This is a genomic window from Tenacibaculum aiptasiae, assembly GCF_965221665.1.
GTDB lineage: Bacteria > Bacteroidota > Bacteroidia > Flavobacteriales > Flavobacteriaceae > Polaribacter > Polaribacter aiptasiae.
In genome coordinates this window covers 162,867-180,426 of the sequence record NZ_CBDCSN010000003.1, presented here as the reverse complement: position 1 = coordinate 180,426, position 17,560 = coordinate 162,867, and the positions used below count along the sequence as shown (strand labels likewise).

The window sequence follows — 17,560 nt, the reverse complement described above, 5'->3', positions numbered from 1 at the left end:
TGTAAAAACTAAAATACACAATTACTGTTTAGCAATTGTGTATTTTAAATTATTTTATGAATTGTTTAATATTCTAGAACGGTACGTCGTCATCACTTGGACCGAAAGCATCTTCTGGTGAAGTGAAGTTATTTGATGAAATCTCATCATTAAAACTTGAGTTCATACTCGACTGGAATTCACTACTAAATCCTTCTTCTAAATCCGAAAATTTTGCTAAGTGCCCAGTAAACTTCAAACGAATATTATCTAAACCACCATTACGGTGTTTTGCTACAATAAACTCTCCTTGTCCCTCACATGGTGAATGATCATCATCATCCCATTCTGTCATTCCATAGTATTCTGGTCTAAAGATAAACGATACGATGTCGGCATCCTGCTCAATCGCCCCAGATTCACGAAGATCGGATAGTAACGGACGTTTTGAACCTCCACGAGTTTCTACCGCACGCGATAACTGTGATAACGCAATTACTGGTACATTTAATTCCTTTGCTAGTGCTTTTAAGTTACGAGAAATTGTAGAAATTTCCTGCTCACGGTTTCCTCCTGCTCCACCAGCTGTCATTAACTGTAAATAATCAATAATTAAGATACGTACATTGTGTTGTGACACTAAACGTCTTGCTTTTGCACGTAAATCGAAAATTGAAAGTGCCGGAGTATCATCAATAAAGATTGGCGAATCTGATAACCTCTTTACTTTTACGTTTAACTGCTCCCATTCGTGTGGTTCCAAGTTACCTTTACGTAATTTCTCCGAAGTTAATCCAGTTTCTGATGATATCATACGAGTAATTAGCTGTACCGATGACATCTCCAGTGAGAATATAGCTACTGCATGATTAAATTCAATCGCCATATTTTTAGCCATCGAAATTACAAATGCCGTTTTACCCATACCAGGACGTGCTGCAATAATAATTAAATCGGAAGGTTGCCACCCAGATGTTAAAGCATCTAATTTGGTAAATCCAGTGGCTAAACCACTCATCCCTTCTTTACCTGATATCTCTTGAATTTTGTTAATCGATTGTTGTACTAAAGAATCTGCTCTTTCTGCTCCTTTTTTAAGGTTTCCTTGCGTTACTTCAAATAACTTTCCCTCGGCGTCATCTAATAAATCGAATACATCTATTGTTTCTGTATAAGCACTCTCTATAATTTCAGAAGAGATAGTAATTAACTTACGTTGTATAAACTTCTCTAAAATAATACGTGAGTGAAACTCAATATGTGCAGACGATGCTACTTTTTGTGTTAATCCTATTAAATAAAAATCCCCACCAGCAACATCTAATTTTCCGTTTTTCTTCAATTGATTCGATACAGAAAGTAAATCAATTGGCTCTGAGTTTTGGAAAAGCGTATAAATTGCAGAATATATTTCTTGATGACGTTTATCGTAAAAAGCCTCAGGATGTAAAATATCAATTACTTCATCAATCCCCTTTTTATCAATCATCATAGCACCTAAAACTGCCTCCTCAAGTTCTAGAGCTTGTGGTGGTAATTTTCCTTTTTCAAGACTTACTATTCTAGCCTTATCAACTTTTGTTCCCCTAACAGAGTGCGTTTTTTCCATGAGAACAAAAGTATATTTTTATGCTGATATTTATATCAGCATTACCTAAATTTCTTTTTACACAAATTCGCCAATAAAATTGTTATTAACTTGTTGATAACGTTTCAACTTTCTTATTTTTGACACTATGAGGCACTCAAAAAAACATTTAATTCTAGCGTTAACTCTTCCATTTCAAATCATATTTATTCATTTTTTAAGTCAACAAACACAATGGATAGAACAATATTACAGTAATGGATTGTATCCTTATATTTCAAAATTCTTTAGAATTCTTCTAGGATGGCTTCCTTTTTCTTTTGGTGATGTACTTGGCTTCTTTTTATTGTTTTTATTTATCAAAGCTATTTATCGTTTGTTCAAAACCAAATTTAAATTCATACTACCTCAGTTAATCAAATTTGTTTCCATTTTAGCAGTTGTTTATGCTTGCTTTTATGCTTTTTGGGGATTGAATTATTTTCGTGAACCTTTAGCTAAAAACCTGAACTTACAACAATCTGCTTATACGACTGATGAGTTAGTTTCAACCACAAAAAAAATCGTTTCTGAATTAAATAGAATTCACTTGCTTATAACTAACAACGACTCTATTGAAGTGAAAGTACCTTATTCTCAAAAAGAAATTTATAAGTTAGCACCCAGTGGTTATAATAAGTTAACTAAATCCTATCCGCAGTTGGCTTATACAAATCCTTCTATTAAAAATTCTCTGGTAAGTTTATTTCAGTCATATAATACAACTTCAGGCTACATCAATCCAATAACAGGGGAAGCTCAAGTAAACGATATGATTCCTAAAACAGGTTATCCAGCCACTACTTGTCATGAAATGGCACATCAAATAGGTTGGGCTGCTGAAAATGATGCTAATTTTGTCGGCTTTTTGGCTTGCATAGCCAACGACGATTTATACTTTCAATACTCAGGTTACAGAATGGCATACAACTACTGTTTTGGTCAAATATATAAACGAGATAAAAAAATAGCGCTTGAAATAAGAAAAACAATTAACAAAGGCATTCTGAAAGACTATAGAAGTAGTTATTTACATTGGAAGCAATTTAAAAACCCTATTGAACCTTACTTTAAAAAAGGGTATAATTCTTACTTAAAAGCTAACAATCAAACAAAAGGAATTGATTCTTATAGCTATGTAGTAGACCTACTAATAGCTTACTTTAAACAAGCAAATTAAACTTCAATTATATATATAAAATACTATTGAAATAGTTATTTTTGAAGCTGATAAAATTAACAACAATGAACAAACAACATATTATTGATAGATTTGTAAAGTATGTAACTATTGATACTGAAAGTGATCCTAATAACCCTGCTTTTCCTAGTACTGAAAAACAATGGGATTTAGCTAGAGTTCTTGAAAAAGAATTGATTGAAATAGGAATGGAAGATGTTGAGTTAGATGAGAATTGTTATTTAATGGCAACATTGCCTAGTAATTTAGATTACGAAGTACCTACTATAGGTTTTGTAGCTCATATTGATACGAGCCCTGATTTTACTGGAGCCAATGTGAAGCCTCAAATTCATGAAAACTACGACGGAAAAGACATCGTTTTAAATAAAGAAGAAAACATTGTTTTATCTCCTGATTATTTTGAAGACTTATTACAGTATAAAGGACAAACAATTATTACTACTGATGGTACTACTTTATTAGGTGCCGATGATAAAGCTGGTGTTACTGAAATTGTTTCTGCTATGGAATACTTAATTCAGCATCCAGAAATTAAGCATGGTAAAATTAGAGTTTGTTTCCCTCCTGATGAAGAAGTTGGTAAAGGAGCTCATATGTTTGATGTTGAAAAATTTGGTGCACAATGGGCATACACAATGGACGGTAGCCAAATTGGTGAGTTAGAATATGAAAACTTTAATGCTGCGGGAGCCAAAGTAACCATTGATGGTAAAATTGTACATCCTGGTTATGCAAAAGGTAAAATGATTAACTCTATGTTAATAGCTAATGAATACATTAATGCTTTACCTGAAGATGAAGTTCCTGAAAAAACTACTGGTTATGAAGGATTCTTTCACTTACACCACATGGAAGGTTCTGTTGAAAAAACAACATTACACTATATTGTAAGAGATCACGATATGAATCAATTCAATAACCGTAAAAAGGCAATGTTAGATTTAGCTGAGATATTAAATGCTAAAAGAGGTCAAAAATTAATTTCTGTTGATATTAAAGACCAATACTATAACATGAAGGAAAAAGTTACTCCTGTAATGTATATTGTTGATATTGCTGAAGAGGTGATGAAGGAAATGAACATTACTCCAATTATCAAACCTATTAGAGGGGGTACTGATGGTTCTCAATTATCTTACAAAGGTTTACCTTGCCCTAATATTTTTGCTGGTGGTCATAATTTCCACGGACGTTACGAATACGTACCTGTTGAAAGTATTATCAAAGCAAGTGAAGTAATTGTAGGTATTGCTCAAAAAGTAGCTACTAAATTCAAATAAACAGTATATATACTTAACTATAAAAATAAGAACTCTAGCAATAGCTAGAGTTTTTTTATTTCTAAATCTATTTTTCAAACAAAAGAAAAGCTCTAGTGAAACACTAGAGCTTTAATTTAATGATATAATCACCCCTTAAAGAAAATATCATTTAACTGTGAAATAAATCCCCTACATTTATTTCATGACAAATATGTCTCTTTTTCAACACATTACATTAGGAAAACCCCCTTTTTAAGATATGTAAACAACCTTTTTTTTTCACAAAAAGAACAGATATGTTTATTTCTTATATATAATTTGTTAGCACAAACCCATTATCTAATTTTGAGGCATTAAATAATAATAAAAATGGATAGAAAAGCCTTATTAGAGTTAACTGGGAAGTATCAATCCCCACTTTATGTTTACGATACTGAAAAAATTATTAGCCAGTATAAAAAGATTACTGGTGCTTTTTCAAAGGTCAAGAACCTAAAAATAAACTATGCTGCCAAAGCTTTATCTAATATTAATATTTTAAAGGTTTTTAATTCTTTAAAAAGTGGATTGGATACTGTTTCTATTCAAGAAGTAAAACTAGGCCTAAAAGCTGGTTTTGCTCCTGAGAATATTATTTATACACCTAATGGTGTTTCTTTACAAGAAATTGAAGACGTTGCCAAACTAGGGATTCAAATAAATATTGATAATTTATCTATACTTGAATTATTTGGACAAAAACATCCTAAAGTACCTGTTTGTATTCGTATTAATCCACACATTATGGCTGGAGGAAATAGCAAAATATCTGTAGGGCATATAGATTCTAAATTTGGTATTTCAATTCACCAAGTACCACATATTAAAAGAGTGGTAGAAAATACGGGAATGCGAATAAATGGTGTACATATGCATACTGGATCTGATATTTTAGACATTGATACTTTTTTAAGGGCATCAGAAATATTATTCAATACTGCTAAAGAGTTTGATAACATTGATTTTATTGATTTTGGAAGTGGTTTTAAAGTTCCATATAAAGAAGGTGATATTTCTACAAATATTGAAGAGTTAGGTAAAAAGCTTTCTCAACGTTTTAATAGTTTTTGTAAAGAATACGGTAAAGATGTCACTCTAATGTTTGAACCAGGTAAATTCTTGGTAAGTGAAGCAGGGTACTTTTTAGCTAAGGTTAATGTTATAAAACAAACAACTTCTACTGTTTTTGCGGGCATTGATAGTGGTTTAAACCATTTAATTCGCCCTATGTTTTATAATTCTTACCATCATATAGAAAACATTTCTAATCCAAAAGGAAGAGAACGTTTTTATAGCATTGTCGGATACATATGTGAATCTGATACTTTTGGTTCTAATAGAAGAATTAATGAAATTTCAGAAGGAGATATTTTATGCTTCCATAATGCAGGAGCTTATTGTTATTCAATGGCTTCAAACTACAATTCGAGATACAGACCTGCTGAGGTTATGATTTATAAGGGGAAAGATTACTTAATAAGAAAAAGAGAAACTTTTGAGGACATCTTAAAAAACCAAGTAGAAGTATCTGTATAAATAAAAACTCTGACTTTAGAAGTCAGAGTTTTTTTAAAATATAATCAACCCCTCAAAGACTATATCTTAAAACGTTGTAATAAAGTCCCCTATCTTTATTAACTGATACAAATATGAAACTTTTTTTTAATTAAATTCATAGGTAAAACCCCCTTTATTAATAAATTTTATTATAAAAAACAAAAAACCTCCATGAAATGAAGGTTTTTGTCGTTGAATTGCATCTTTTAAAAGATGTATCGCAATCCTAGTTGCATTTGCCAACGAGAATTTAAGCTCGTATCATATACAAATGTTTCTGTTAAATTTGGATTAAATGAGTATGTTGGTGCCTGAGTATAATCAGGAACATAGTTTGCTGGATTGGTATTTGCTGGATTTACATCTGGAAATCTTACCCCAACTGGTTGTACATTTCCTACCTGTTGTACAACTCCCCAATCTGAATTAATTAAATTACCTACATTTAATATATCTAAACTTACTTGAATTGTATTTTGTTTATTTTCTGAAACATTAAAATTAAAATCTTGTAAGATTTTTAAATCCCATCTTCCTCTCCATGGTGCTAATGCCCCATACCTTTCTACAAACTGACCTCTTCTTGAGCTTAAGTACTCATCTTGGTTTATATACGCTTCAAAAGCTGTAGCTTCGGCTGCTGAGGCAAAATTCATTTGAGTTAATTCTGATGCAGTTGGAACATATAATAAATCATTTAATGCAGAACCATCATTATTTATATCACCTCCATATGTATAATTAAATCTTCCTCCTTTTGCATATTCAAAGAATGTAGAAATAGTGGTTGCGTATTTACCTCCACCATAATTAAATTTCTTAGAAGCTACACCAATAATTCTATGAGTATCTCCATATTTAGAGAAAGCTAATACATCGTTATTTGCATTTCCTACTACTGGGTTAAAGGCAAAAGCATCTCCTGTAATTTCTGCCTCTATTGAATTTACATCTTTTGAATTTAAATAACTATAAGCAACATTGGCATACAATCCGTTTTCAAAAGTCTTTTCTATTTTAAATGAAGCATTGAAAGTTCTCCCTTTATCTGAATTTGTAAATACATAGGCATTGTTTCCTTTATCTGAATTTGCATAAATTTCTCTGTTTCCTGTACCTACTCCTTGTAATGTTCCTGTTGGATTACGTAATCCCCAATTTTGAACATGCGCTCCATTAATATCTTTAGTATATGCAATATCACCAGAAATTACATAACCACTTTCAAATTTATAGTCTGCTCCAATATTGGTTCTCCATACTTGTGGAAATTTAAAATCTGGATCCACCATTTGATAGAAAAACACATTAGGATTGGCTATTTGGTTTCCTAACCATACAAAAGGTAAACGTCCTGTAAACACACCTGTTCCACCTCTTATTTGTAATGTTTTATCTCCTTTTGCATCCCAATTAAATCCAAATCTAGGTGACACTAACCATTGATTAGTTGGCATTTTTCTGTTATCTAATCTTACTGTTTCTCCTGTATTTGGATTAAAATAATCTATATTAGGAGCAAAACAACATGCATTATCTATTACATCTTGTGCTTTCTCAGCAGTATCGAAAAATAATGGTTTATCAAATCTAATTCCGTAAGTCAATTTAAGGTTGTCGTTAACTTCCCATTCATCTTGAACATAAAAAGCTAATTGACCTACATTGGTTTCTGCTAACGCCCAACCTCCTGGATTTCCTATACCTGCACTATTTAAAGCATTATGTGCTGAAATTGCACCGTTAAATTGTGCTTGAAAATTTGCAACTAATGCCGCTTCTGCTGTTGGGTTTCCTACAGTATTTCTAAAGTCAGATATGCTTCCTGTTGGAAAAAATACTCCTTGTGCACCATAAACACCTAAATTGAATGAATTATCAAATTGAAACTTTTCAAAAGAAAAACCTACAGTAAATGTATGGTCTCCTTTAAAGAAATTCATATTATTAGTCAATTGAAATACTTTTTGATCTAATTTATTGTGAATTGAGAACGGTTCGTGTCCTGCAATAATATAATTTGAACTTCCTGTATCATCTAAAATACTTATCGATGGTGCTGGTGAAGATAATGCATTTCTAAAATCATCAAAATGTGTATATCCTATTTGTAGTTTATTTGTTGTTTCATCATTAAAAGATGAATTTAATTCTACTAAGAAAGAGTTTATATTATTATTGATTTCATATCCTGCATTTTCAAACTGTAAAGTAGTTGCACTTGGCCCTCTAAAGCCTAGTGCGGTAGGATGAGCTGGTTTTTCTTTTTTAGCTCTTAAGAAGTTATAAATAAAAGCTAAACGATGTTTCTTATTTATATTCCAATCTAATTTAAAAATACCTTTTGTTGATTTAGAATCATATGTAAAGCCTTTGTAAGCTCCTGTATTATAAAATACATCTGCTCCATTTGCATCTTGCCCTACCACAACTTGGGATAAAATATTTTGAACTAATTGTAAATCTGATTCTAAAACTCTTGATTCACTAATTCCTCCACTTCCAGTGTTTGGCGTCCATCCAGCAGTTCCTAAATCCGTACGATCATCTTTTTCAAAATTTGCGAAAAAGAATAATTTATTTTTGATAATTGGACCTCCTAAACTTACTCCATATTGCGCTTGATTTAATTTAGGTTTTACCACCGACTGTCCTTTAATTTCACCTCCAGTCATGTCTTCATTTCTATAAAAACCATAAACTGTCCCTTTAAATTCATTCGTACCACTTTTAGTTACTGCATTTACAGATGCTCCAGTAAACCCTGATAATGTTACATCATATGGTGCAGTAGATACAGAAATTTGCTCTATTGCATCTAATGAAACTGGCTGCGAATCTGTTTGCCCTCCTGGTGTTGCTGCATCTAATCCGAATGGATTATTAAAAATAGAACCATCTAAAGAAAAATTATTAAACTGGTCATTTCTTCCCCCAAAAGAATTACCACTTGCTGTCGGTTCTAATCGCGTAAAATCAGAAGCTGAACGCGATATTGTTGGTAATGTTTTTAATTGAACAGAGCTTACACTAGTTTGCGCTCCTGTTCGATCATTATTAAATATTTTACTTTTAGAAGCTGATATAACAACTTCATCTAACTGCTCTCCGTCTTCTGATAATTTACCATCAATATTGGTTGTTTTACCTAAAGTTAGAAATACATTATTTACTTCTTGCGATTTGAAGCCCACATAGCTAAACGTAACTTTATATGGTCCTCCTACCCTTAAGTTTGGTATTGTATATCTTCCATTATCTTGAGCTACTGCTCCAGATACGGTACCCGTCGGTACATGAAGTATTACAATGTTTGCCCCGAATAACGGTTCCCCTTGGTTATCGGTTACTGTCCCCTTTATTTTAGATGTTGTTACCTGAGAAAAAACAGATACACTTAGTAAAATAAAAGAAAATAAAATCAATTTCTTCATAATAGTACTAATTTTCATTAAGTTATCTCTCAAATTTACACAATAAAAAAATCCGCTCAACAGAGCGGATTCATACTTTATTAACATGTATTTAACAATAAATTACTTTTCAGCAACTACTTCAAACACGATGTCAGCTACAACAGTTCTGTGTAAACGTACAGCAGCGTTGTATTTTCCTAATCTTTTTACGTTTCCTCCAGTAACTTTGATAAACTTCTTATCGATCTCAGTACCAGCTTTAGCTAAAGCTTCAGCAACATCAATGTTATTTACTGATCCGAATAATTTATCTCCAGCACCAACTTTAGAAGCTATTTTTAACTCATAACCTTTAACAGTATCAGCTAATTTAGTAGCATCTTCAATTAATTTAGCTTCTTTAAAAGCACGTTGCTTTAAGTTTTCAGCTAATACTTTTTTAGCTGAAGAAGTAGCTAAAACAGCATATCCTTGAGGAATTAGGTAGTTACGACCATAACCATTCTTAACAGTTACAACATCATCTTTAAAACCTAAATTTTCTACGTCTTGTTTTAATATCAATTCCATGTTTCTGCTTCTTTATTATTTTAATAAATCACCAACGTATGGCATTAATGCTAAGTGACGAGCTCTTTTGATAGCTTGTGCAACTTTACGTTGATATTTTAATGATGTTCCTGTTAAACGTCTTGGTAAAATTTTACCTTGCTCGTTTACTAAATACATTAAGAAGTCAGCGTCTTTGTAATCGATATACTTAATACCGTTCTTTTTAAAACGACAGTACTTTGCTTCTTTTTTTGTATCAATATCAAGTGGAGTTAAGTAACGTACTTCTCCTTGCTTGCTTCCTTTTGCTTGTTGATCTATTGATGCCATTTCTTACTTTTTTGCAGATTTAACACGTTCTCTTCTCTTCTCAGCCCACGCTGCAGCATGCTTGTCTAACTTTACAGTTAAATAACGCATAACGCTATCATCTCTTCTGAATTCTAATTCAAAAGGAGCGATTGCTTCACCTGCTACTTTGTAGTCGAATAAATGGTAAAAACCACTTTTTTTCTTTTCAATTGGGTATGCTAATTTTTTCAATCCCCAATCTTCTTTAGAAATCATCTCTGCACCTTTAGAAAGTAAATAGTCCTCAAACTTTTTTACTGTCTCCTTTATCTGAGTTTCAGATAAAACGGGATTCAAAATGAAAACAGTTTCGTAATGATTCATAATTAAATTGTTTAAAATTTATTTTTAAGCCTGCAAATATACTTCTTTTCCTTCTAATAAAAAAGCAAAATTACTCTTTAATTAAACGCTTCATTTTTAGTATGTTTGTTAAGTAACAAAAACTCTTCATTTCTATGCAAATACCTGATCTTCCTAATTTAATCCATTATGCCATTCCTTTTTTTATCCTTACTATCATTATAGAAGTAATTTTAACTGTAAAAGTAAAGCTAGAAGATTATGAGTTTAAAGATGCTATGACATCTATTACTATGGGATTAGGAAATGTTTTTATTGGTTTATTTACCAAAGCATTAATATTAGGATTCTTTACCTTTTTGTATAAGTATCGTGTATTTACTATTCCTTTTACGTGGTGGGCTTGGTTTATATTGCTTTTTGCTGAAGATTTTATTTATTATTGGAATCATAGAATTGCTCATGAAAGTCGTTTATTTTGGGCTAGTCATGTAGTTCATCACTCTTCTACAAAATATAACTTAAGTACTGCCTTGCGACAAACTTGGTCTGGAAGTTTTTATACTTTTATTTTCTGGGCACCTTTACCTCTATTGGGTTTTCACCCTGTAATGATTTTAATGCAAATGAGCATTAGTTTGTTATATCAATACTGGATTCATACTGAATTGATTAATAAGCTACCTAAATGGTTTGAAGCAATTTTCAACACACCAAGTCATCATAGAGTACATCATGCTACAAATCCTCAATATTTAGATAGAAATCATGCAGGCATATTTATCATATGGGATAAACTCTTAGGAACTTTTGAACCAGAAGTTGAAAAACCTGTTTATGGTTTGGTTAGTAATATTAATACTCATAATCCTATTAAAGTTGCCTTTATTGAATGGTATTATATGTTAAGAGATGTTTTTACGAGTAAAACAAGCTTTAGTAAAAAAGTTTTATACCTTTTTAAACCTCCTGGATGGAAACACGACGGAAGTGGGAAGCTTTCCTATCATTTACGACAAGAATGGGAAAAGAATAAAAAAGGAGATGTTTAAAACATCTCCTTTTTTATTAATTAATATCAAATCGAACTCCTAATGAAATATTTCTTGTACTAGTTCCCTTAAATAATGGGTTTAAATCGTACTTAGCATATAAACCACAGCCTTTATAAGATGCATAGGCACTTAATCCATAATTTATAACATTGGTATTAAAACCTGCTTTTTGTACTTCTTCTACTTTTACACCTTGAGCATTTCTATATTCTAAATATTGGCGTGTTCCTAATTTGAATCCGAAAAAGCCTCCTATTCCAAATTGAAATGAATCATGTGTATTGTCTATAACTTCTTTATCAGAATTGGTCTTATTCTTAGATAAATCAAGTTCTATATGCATTGGAAAAGTCATTTGTACATGCCTTAATCTACTTTCTGAAAGATTATTAATATGCGTATTTAAAACAGTCTGATCTCCATTAACTACATGATATTGATTGTTTTTTGCTCTCAGATTATTCCATAAGAATGAAATTCCATATTTGAAATATAATTTTGATGGATCCTTAGAAAAACGTGTTTTCCAAGTAAAACCTAATTCATAAAAATGTGATTGCCAAAACTTATAATTAGAATCGTTTAAAGAATTAAATTCATTATTAGTTAACACATTATTTACTCCCAAAGCAAAAACAAACTGTGTGGTAGTTCTTTTATCTCGCTTCTTTTTCTTTCTTCTTTCTGTTTCTCCTAAAAACTTAAATTTTGCTCCCCCTACTCTAAAAACAAAACTTTCATCTTCTTCAGAATTACTAGCTATTCTTCCATTGGTTTTATCTTGTACTAGTTGTTGTAACTTACGTTCTTGTACACTTACCCTAGTTTCAATACGAGTTGCATGTAACTCTGCTGCTTCTTTTTTTAATTTTTTAGCATCTTCTTGAGTTATTATTTTCTTCTCTAATTTGTCATTAATTGACTTTACTTTTAGTTTTAAGCTATCTTTTTCTTGCTTTGTTATTTTCTCTATTTTTTTTGCAATTTTACTTACTTCATCTTCAAAATTTTTCTCTTGAGAATGGGCAATAGTTGTTACAAACAACACTAATAGTAGTATTCTTTTCATTTTTTCATTTTTAAATTAAACAGGTATTAACTTGGAAGTTTAATTATCGATAATTAATAAGCGCTTTTATTTATTTCTATCTGCAATTGCTACAATTACATCAGATAATTTTAATTTTAATTTACTCATGAAGTCTTGCTTAAAATCAGACTCTTGTATGCTAAGCTCGACTTCTGCTAGAATAGTTTCTGGATTTATTTTTAGATTAGATTTAATTAATTCGTCTTGTATTACATCTAAAACATCTTCCCTATTTATTTCATACTTTGCATAATACTCTTTAACTTCTTCTGGCGAGTGGGTTACTGCATATAACAAATAATCACTATTTATTTTTATTCGCGATTTAACTTTTTGTTGAGGCGTACTCTTTTCCCTTTCTTTTGTTATAGATTTATCAATATTAGGCAAAGTTTTTACTTCTTTCAGTTCTTTCTCTATAACAGTATTAGCAATGAAATTCTCTTTTAAAACACGGCTTTTTTTTATGCTCTCTTTTTTAACTTTTTTAGAAACTTCTTTCTTTTTTAAATCTTCATCTACAAGATTTGCTATTGCTTTTTCATCTACTACTTCTTCTTTGATGTTTACTTCATTTATTTTGAAAGTATCTAAAGGAGTTTCTACAATAGTTTCATTAATAGGAATAATATGCTGATTATCACTTTTAGTTCCTAGATATAGTATACCAATACTAACTAATAAAATAACACTAGCTGCATAACTTAAAAGTTGAATTCTCTTCTTCTTTTTTCGAGCCTTTTCTTGATCTAACTGAATACTTAGACGTTCCCAAGCTGAAGCAGATGGTTTCAATTCTCTGTTTTTCAGTTTATCTTTTATATTTTTATCTATATTATTTGCTTGCATCTTTAATTTCATTCATTTTTATATAACTCTCCTGCAAATATTTACGTGCTTTAAATAATTGAGATTTTGATGTCCCTTCTGAAATATTCAGTTTTTTTGATATCTCAGAATGTTTATATCCTTCTATTGCATATAAATTAAAAACTAACTTATATCCTTCTGGTAATTGATCTATTAATTTTTGAATATCTTCAACTGAAGTATTTTCTAAACTTTCCGTTGCTGCATCATTAAATACAAAATCTTCTTCTGCTAACTGAATTGGATTTTTTTTCCTTAAATAAGTAAGACAAGTATTTACCATTATTCTACGAATCCAACCTTCAAAACTCCCTTTATTTTTAAACTTATTTAAATTGGTAAAAACCTTAAAAAAACCTTGTAACATCAAATCTTCTGCATGATGTATATCTTTTACATATTGCCTACACACACCTAACATTTTAGGCGAAAACTGTTCAAATAAAGCTTGTTGCGCTTCTCTATCGTCTTTACTTGCTTTTTTTATCAGTTCTGTTTGCTGATTATGTAAATGAATAATTTTCAATTCAAATTCTCGATTTTGCGTCCTTACAAATATATAGACTACAGATTTTTAAAAATGGTTGCTCGTTTATATATTTTTTGTTTTTTTGTTTTAAATTTTCAAAAAAAAGGAACTATGAAACTACCGAAAAACATCAAACCTATTAGTTTATTTTTACTAAGATTACTTTGTAAATATTATTTAGCCTATTACTTATTCTCATATGCCTTTGCTAAAATTTTAAAAACACAATTCAGTTTTGGACCAGTTTGGGGTGCTGATTATAATGTAAGCGATTATAATGGTTTTATGCTTACTTGGTACTACTATGGATACTCAAGAACATATGGGTTAATAATTGCTGGTAGCCAAATCTTAGCTGGAATATTAATACTATTTAGAAGAACAGAACGTATTGGTGTTATTTTACTTTTATCTTTTATGGTAAATATTCTACTAGTAAATATTTTTTATGAAATAGCTTTTGGTGCTATGGTTATGGCTATTACACTAACAGTTATGGGATTGTTCTTGTTAATTTCAGATTGGCAAGGCTTTAAAAACTATTTCTTTAAAATCCCTAGTAATAAAGAAAACTCATTGGATAATCTACCTAAAATATTTACCAAATATTACTGGCTACCTTTTTTAATACTTCCTATATTACTTTACATTAGATATGATTATATAAATGATCTTGCTAAAAAATATGACAAAACAAACGAGTTGGTTGGCGTTTGGAAAGTTATAGAAAACAAACCTTCACAAGAACTGTTTAAAATATACTTTGACAAAAGAAGTAGTATTAAAATTAAAGACTTTGATAGAAAAATATATTATGGTAGCTACTCTTTAAATGATAGTTTAAAATCTTTTAGCTATAAAATTAAACATTCTACTGAGGTAGGAGCATTTAAAGTTCAGGACAGTTTAAATAAAATGAATTTGCATAAAGACAGTATTAAATCTTACAGAAAAAAACTGATTGAGCACTATAATAAAGAAATGAATATAATAGAACTTGAAAGTAAATTCAATTATTCTATAAAAAAGGATACTTTAACCTTAACTGATAGTCTAGGTGTAAAACAATACTTTTTAAATATAACAAAAGAATATCCTGCCTTAAAATAAACACCTGTTTTTTGTAAATAAAGAATCTCCGACTTTAAATAAAGTAGGAGATTCATATATCACACTTGAATGATATCCAGGGGTACTTTATATATAGCAAAGTTTTATACCACTGAATTATAATACAAATGTATGCCTTTATATTAAAACGATGTATAGGAAAAACACTTGTTATTCATAAGCTCTATCCTTTTTCCACTCTTTTACCAACTCTTTTTCAATCATTTAACCTTTCAAACATAAAACTCTTTACTTATTTATTCTAAACTTATAAATAATCAAGGTTTAATTAGCTTTAAACATTTCCTCCTAAAACTTGCTCAGTATGTTTGTTTATACTACTTTTATTTTGAAACATATTCATTCAAAAGAGTTTTAAGTGTATGAGTTATAATGCAACGATAGAAGAAGAAAACAAAGAAATAGCTAACAGGTACAAAGATTTATTAAAAGGAACCTATCAAACTTTATCTGATGAAGATAAAAAATTAATACGTAAAGCTTTTGATATAGCTGTTGAAGCACATTCTGAGCAACGTAGAAAAACTGGTGAACCTTATATTTATCACCCTATTGCTGTAGCTAAAATTGTGGCTGATGAAATTGGGCTTGGTGCAACTTCTATTGCTGCAGCTTTACTTCATGATGTAGTTGAAGATACACATTATACAATTAACGACATGGAGCGCTTGTTTGGCGAAAACATTGCGCGAATAGTTAGTGGACTTACCAAAATATCTAATTTAAAGAAAGAGCAAGATTATTCTATACAAGCTGAGAATTTTAGAAAAATGCTACTTACCTTACACGATGATGTAAGAGTCATTTTGATTAAGATTGCCGACAGATTGCACAACATGCAAACCATGGACGCAATGCCAGCTCATAAGCAAGTAAAGATTGCTTCTGAAACTCTATATATTTATGCTCCATTAGCACATAGATTAGGTCTATATAACATCAAAACGGAGTTAGAAGACCTAGGTTTAAAATATACTGAACCAGATGTATACAAGGATATTTTAAACAAAATTAAAGATAGTAAAGAAGAACAACAGAAGTATATAGATACTTTTACAGGTATTTTAAAAGAAGCCCTAGATAAAGAAGGTTTTAAATATGACATTAAAGGACGTTTTAAATCAATTTTTTCTATTCGAAGAAAAATGCGAAAGCAAAATGTAACTTTTGATGAAGTGTATGATAAATTTGCTATTAGAATTATTTACGAACCTAGTTCTGGTGATGAAAAATTTGATGCTTGGAAAATATACTCTATTGTAACAGACTTCTTTAAACCCAACCCTGCTCGTTTGCGAGATTGGATTTCTCAACCAAAATCAACAGGGTATGAAGCTTTACATATTACCGTTATTGGTCCAGAAGCTAAATGGGTTGAAGTACAAGTTCGTTCTGAAAGAATGGATGAAATTGCTGAAAAAGGATATGCTGCCCACTTTAAATACAAACAAGGAGCTGTAAAAGAAAACGGTCTTGAAGGATGGTTAAACCGTTTAAAAGAGACTTTAGAAAATCAAAGTTTAGATGCAGTAGATTTTGTTGAAGATTTTAAACTAAACTTATACGCAAAAGAAATATACGTATTTACACCTAAAGGAGATTTAAAATCGCTTCCAAAAGGAGCCTCTGCTTTAGATTTTGCTTTTTCTGTACACACCGATGTGGGTTTAAAATGTAGAGGAGCAAAAGTAAATGGGAAATTAGTTCCATTAAGTTACGAGCTTAAAAGTGGTGATCAGGTAGAAGTACTTACTGCTAGTAACAACAAGCCTAATGTTCGTTGGTTAGATTTTGTTTTAACAGCAAGAGCTCGTACTAAGATAAAATCTGCCTTAAAAGCCGAAGAAAAGAAAATAGCCGAAGAAGGAAAAGCTATATTACTTAGAAAGCTTCGCCATTTAAAAATTGGTTCCAGTGAAAAAGTTATTCACGAGCTAGCCGGTTATTTTGGGTTAAAAACTAGTTTCGATTTATTTTTCAGAGTTGGTAACGGAGCCATAGATAATACTCAATTAAAAGAATTTGTTGCGCAAAGAAGTGGGCTTATCATGGGCTTCATTAAAAATACTTTCCGCCGTAACCCTTCTAAAAACATTTCAGAAAAAGAAGAAGTTACTAACAAATTTGACGCTTTAGTTTTCGGTAAAGAAGAACAAACTTTAGATTATACAATTGCTAAATGTTGTTCTCCTATCCCTGGTGATAAAGTTTTTGGTTTTGTAACCATTAATGAAGGAATCAAAATTCATAAAAACGATTGCCCTAATGCTATTTCTTTACAGTCAAACTATGCTTACAGAATTATGTCTGCAAAATGGATTGATTCTACCAAGCAAGAGTTTACAGCAATTTTACATTTATCAGGTATTGATAACAAAGGAATCGTAAATAATATTACCAGAATCATTTCAAACAGTATGGATGTATTTATTCATACAATTAATATTTCTGGAGACGATGGTGTATTTGAAGGAAAGCTATCGTTGAGTGTAAAAAATAAATCACAATTAACCAAACTAATAGACAATATGAAAAAGGTAGATGGTGTTCAAAAAGTAGAGCGTGTTAATACTTTGTAAATATCATTTTAACATC

The 17,560-nt window shown here is 30.7% G+C and carries 14 protein-coding genes; 6 read left to right on the top strand and 8 right to left on the bottom strand.

The window, feature by feature from the left end; genetic code table 11:
• Positions 1-73: 73 nt before the first annotated feature.
• Positions 74-1,588, bottom strand: coding sequence for a replicative DNA helicase (dnaB, locus tag ACOQN8_RS12540; protein ID WP_150899189.1), 1,515 nt, complete (start codon positions 1,586-1,588; stop codon positions 74-76).
• 127 nt (positions 1,589-1,715) lie between these two features.
• Here dnaB and ACOQN8_RS12535 point away from each other — a divergent pair, with 127 nt between their 5' ends.
• The 3 genes from ACOQN8_RS12535 to lysA all read left to right on the top strand — a co-directional run bounded on the left by ACOQN8_RS12535 (position 1,716) and on the right by lysA (position 5,647).
• Positions 1,716-2,786: a DUF3810 domain-containing protein gene (locus tag ACOQN8_RS12535; protein WP_420552943.1), complete on the top strand. Its 1,071-nt coding sequence runs from the start codon at positions 1,716-1,718 to the stop codon at positions 2,784-2,786.
• A 65-nt stretch (positions 2,787-2,851) separates the two neighbouring features.
• Positions 2,852-4,090, top strand: coding sequence for a peptidase T (pepT, locus tag ACOQN8_RS12530; RefSeq protein ID WP_420552942.1), 1,239 nt, complete (start codon positions 2,852-2,854; stop codon positions 4,088-4,090).
• 351 nt (positions 4,091-4,441) lie between these two features.
• Positions 4,442-5,647, top strand: coding sequence for a diaminopimelate decarboxylase (lysA, locus tag ACOQN8_RS12525; RefSeq protein ID WP_235274033.1), 1,206 nt, complete (start codon positions 4,442-4,444; stop codon positions 5,645-5,647).
• Positions 5,648-5,874: 227 nt separating this feature from the next.
• Here lysA and ACOQN8_RS12520 read toward each other — a convergent pair whose 3' ends face one another.
• The 4 genes from ACOQN8_RS12520 to rpsF form a co-directional block, all read right to left on the bottom strand.
• Positions 5,875-9,102, bottom strand: coding sequence for a TonB-dependent receptor (locus ACOQN8_RS12520; protein WP_420552941.1), 3,228 nt, complete (start codon positions 9,100-9,102; stop codon positions 5,875-5,877).
• A gap of 102 nt (positions 9,103-9,204) precedes the next feature.
• Positions 9,205-9,654, bottom strand: a complete 450-nt coding sequence (gene rplI, locus ACOQN8_RS12515) for a 50S ribosomal protein L9 (protein ID WP_150899194.1) — start codon at positions 9,652-9,654, stop codon at positions 9,205-9,207.
• 15 nt (positions 9,655-9,669) lie between these two features.
• Positions 9,670-9,966: a 30S ribosomal protein S18 gene (rpsR, locus tag ACOQN8_RS12510; RefSeq protein WP_150899195.1), complete on the bottom strand. Its 297-nt coding sequence runs from the start codon at positions 9,964-9,966 to the stop codon at positions 9,670-9,672.
• A 3-nt stretch (positions 9,967-9,969) separates the two neighbouring features.
• Positions 9,970-10,311: a 30S ribosomal protein S6 gene (rpsF, locus tag ACOQN8_RS12505; RefSeq protein WP_150899196.1), complete on the bottom strand. Its 342-nt coding sequence runs from the start codon at positions 10,309-10,311 to the stop codon at positions 9,970-9,972.
• Between the two features lie 134 nt (positions 10,312-10,445).
• Here rpsF and ACOQN8_RS12500 point away from each other — a divergent pair, with 134 nt between their 5' ends.
• Positions 10,446-11,342 (top strand): sterol desaturase family protein, encoded by an 897-nt coding sequence (locus tag ACOQN8_RS12500; RefSeq protein WP_420552940.1) that lies wholly within the window; start codon positions 10,446-10,448, stop codon positions 11,340-11,342.
• A gap of 16 nt (positions 11,343-11,358) precedes the next feature.
• On the opposite strand, the gene ACOQN8_RS12495 is transcribed toward ACOQN8_RS12500, so the two are convergent.
• From ACOQN8_RS12495 to ACOQN8_RS12485, 3 genes are all read right to left on the bottom strand, one after another.
• Positions 11,359-12,414, bottom strand: coding sequence for a hypothetical protein (locus ACOQN8_RS12495; protein ID WP_420552939.1), 1,056 nt, complete (start codon positions 12,412-12,414; stop codon positions 11,359-11,361).
• Between the two features lie 66 nt (positions 12,415-12,480).
• Complete coding sequence (locus ACOQN8_RS12490) at positions 12,481-13,296, bottom strand: hypothetical protein (RefSeq protein ID WP_420552938.1); 816 nt, start codon at positions 13,294-13,296, stop codon at positions 12,481-12,483.
• The gene (locus ACOQN8_RS12485) at positions 13,271-13,831 is read right to left on the bottom strand and encodes an RNA polymerase sigma factor (protein WP_150899200.1); all 561 of its coding nucleotides are present in this window, start codon (positions 13,829-13,831) and stop codon (positions 13,271-13,273) included. Before ACOQN8_RS12485 ends, ACOQN8_RS12490 begins: the two co-directional genes overlap by 26 nt.
• Positions 13,832-13,945: 114 nt before the next feature.
• On the opposite strand from ACOQN8_RS12485, the gene ACOQN8_RS12480 reads away from it, so the two are divergent.
• A complete protein-coding gene (locus ACOQN8_RS12480) occupies positions 13,946-14,944 on the top strand; it encodes a hypothetical protein (protein ID WP_420552937.1) in 999 nt (332 codons plus the stop codon).
• Between the two features lie 383 nt (positions 14,945-15,327).
• Positions 15,328-17,544, top strand: coding sequence for a RelA/SpoT family protein (locus ACOQN8_RS12475; protein WP_150899201.1), 2,217 nt, complete (start codon positions 15,328-15,330; stop codon positions 17,542-17,544).
• Positions 17,545-17,560: the final 16 nt, after the last annotated feature.

Bases quoted from the DNA above. Each gene is read 5' to 3' on its own strand.
- dnaB (WP_150899189.1), bottom strand. From the start codon at position 1,588: ATGGAAAAAACGCACTCTGTTAGGGGAACAAAAGTTGATAAGGCTAGA.
- ACOQN8_RS12535 (WP_420552943.1), top strand. From the start codon at position 1,716: ATGAGGCACTCAAAAAAACATTTAATTCTAGCGTTAACTCTTCCATTT.
- pepT (WP_420552942.1), top strand. From the start codon at position 2,852: ATGAACAAACAACATATTATTGATAGATTTGTAAAGTATGTAACTATT.
- lysA (WP_235274033.1), top strand. From the start codon at position 4,442: ATGGATAGAAAAGCCTTATTAGAGTTAACTGGGAAGTATCAATCCCCA.
- ACOQN8_RS12520 (WP_420552941.1), bottom strand. From the start codon at position 9,102: ATGAAGAAATTGATTTTATTTTCTTTTATTTTACTAAGTGTATCTGTT.
- rplI (WP_150899194.1), bottom strand. From the start codon at position 9,654: ATGGAATTGATATTAAAACAAGACGTAGAAAATTTAGGTTTTAAAGAT.
- rpsR (WP_150899195.1), bottom strand. From the start codon at position 9,966: ATGGCATCAATAGATCAACAAGCAAAAGGAAGCAAGCAAGGAGAAGTA.
- rpsF (WP_150899196.1), bottom strand. From the start codon at position 10,311: ATGAATCATTACGAAACTGTTTTCATTTTGAATCCCGTTTTATCTGAA.
- ACOQN8_RS12500 (WP_420552940.1), top strand. From the start codon at position 10,446: ATGCAAATACCTGATCTTCCTAATTTAATCCATTATGCCATTCCTTTT.
- ACOQN8_RS12495 (WP_420552939.1), bottom strand. From the start codon at position 12,414: ATGAAAAGAATACTACTATTAGTGTTGTTTGTAACAACTATTGCCCAT.
- ACOQN8_RS12490 (WP_420552938.1), bottom strand. From the start codon at position 13,296: ATGAAATTAAAGATGCAAGCAAATAATATAGATAAAAATATAAAAGAT.
- ACOQN8_RS12480 (WP_420552937.1), top strand. From the start codon at position 13,946: ATGAAACTACCGAAAAACATCAAACCTATTAGTTTATTTTTACTAAGA.
- ACOQN8_RS12475 (WP_150899201.1), top strand. From the start codon at position 15,328: ATGAGTTATAATGCAACGATAGAAGAAGAAAACAAAGAAATAGCTAAC.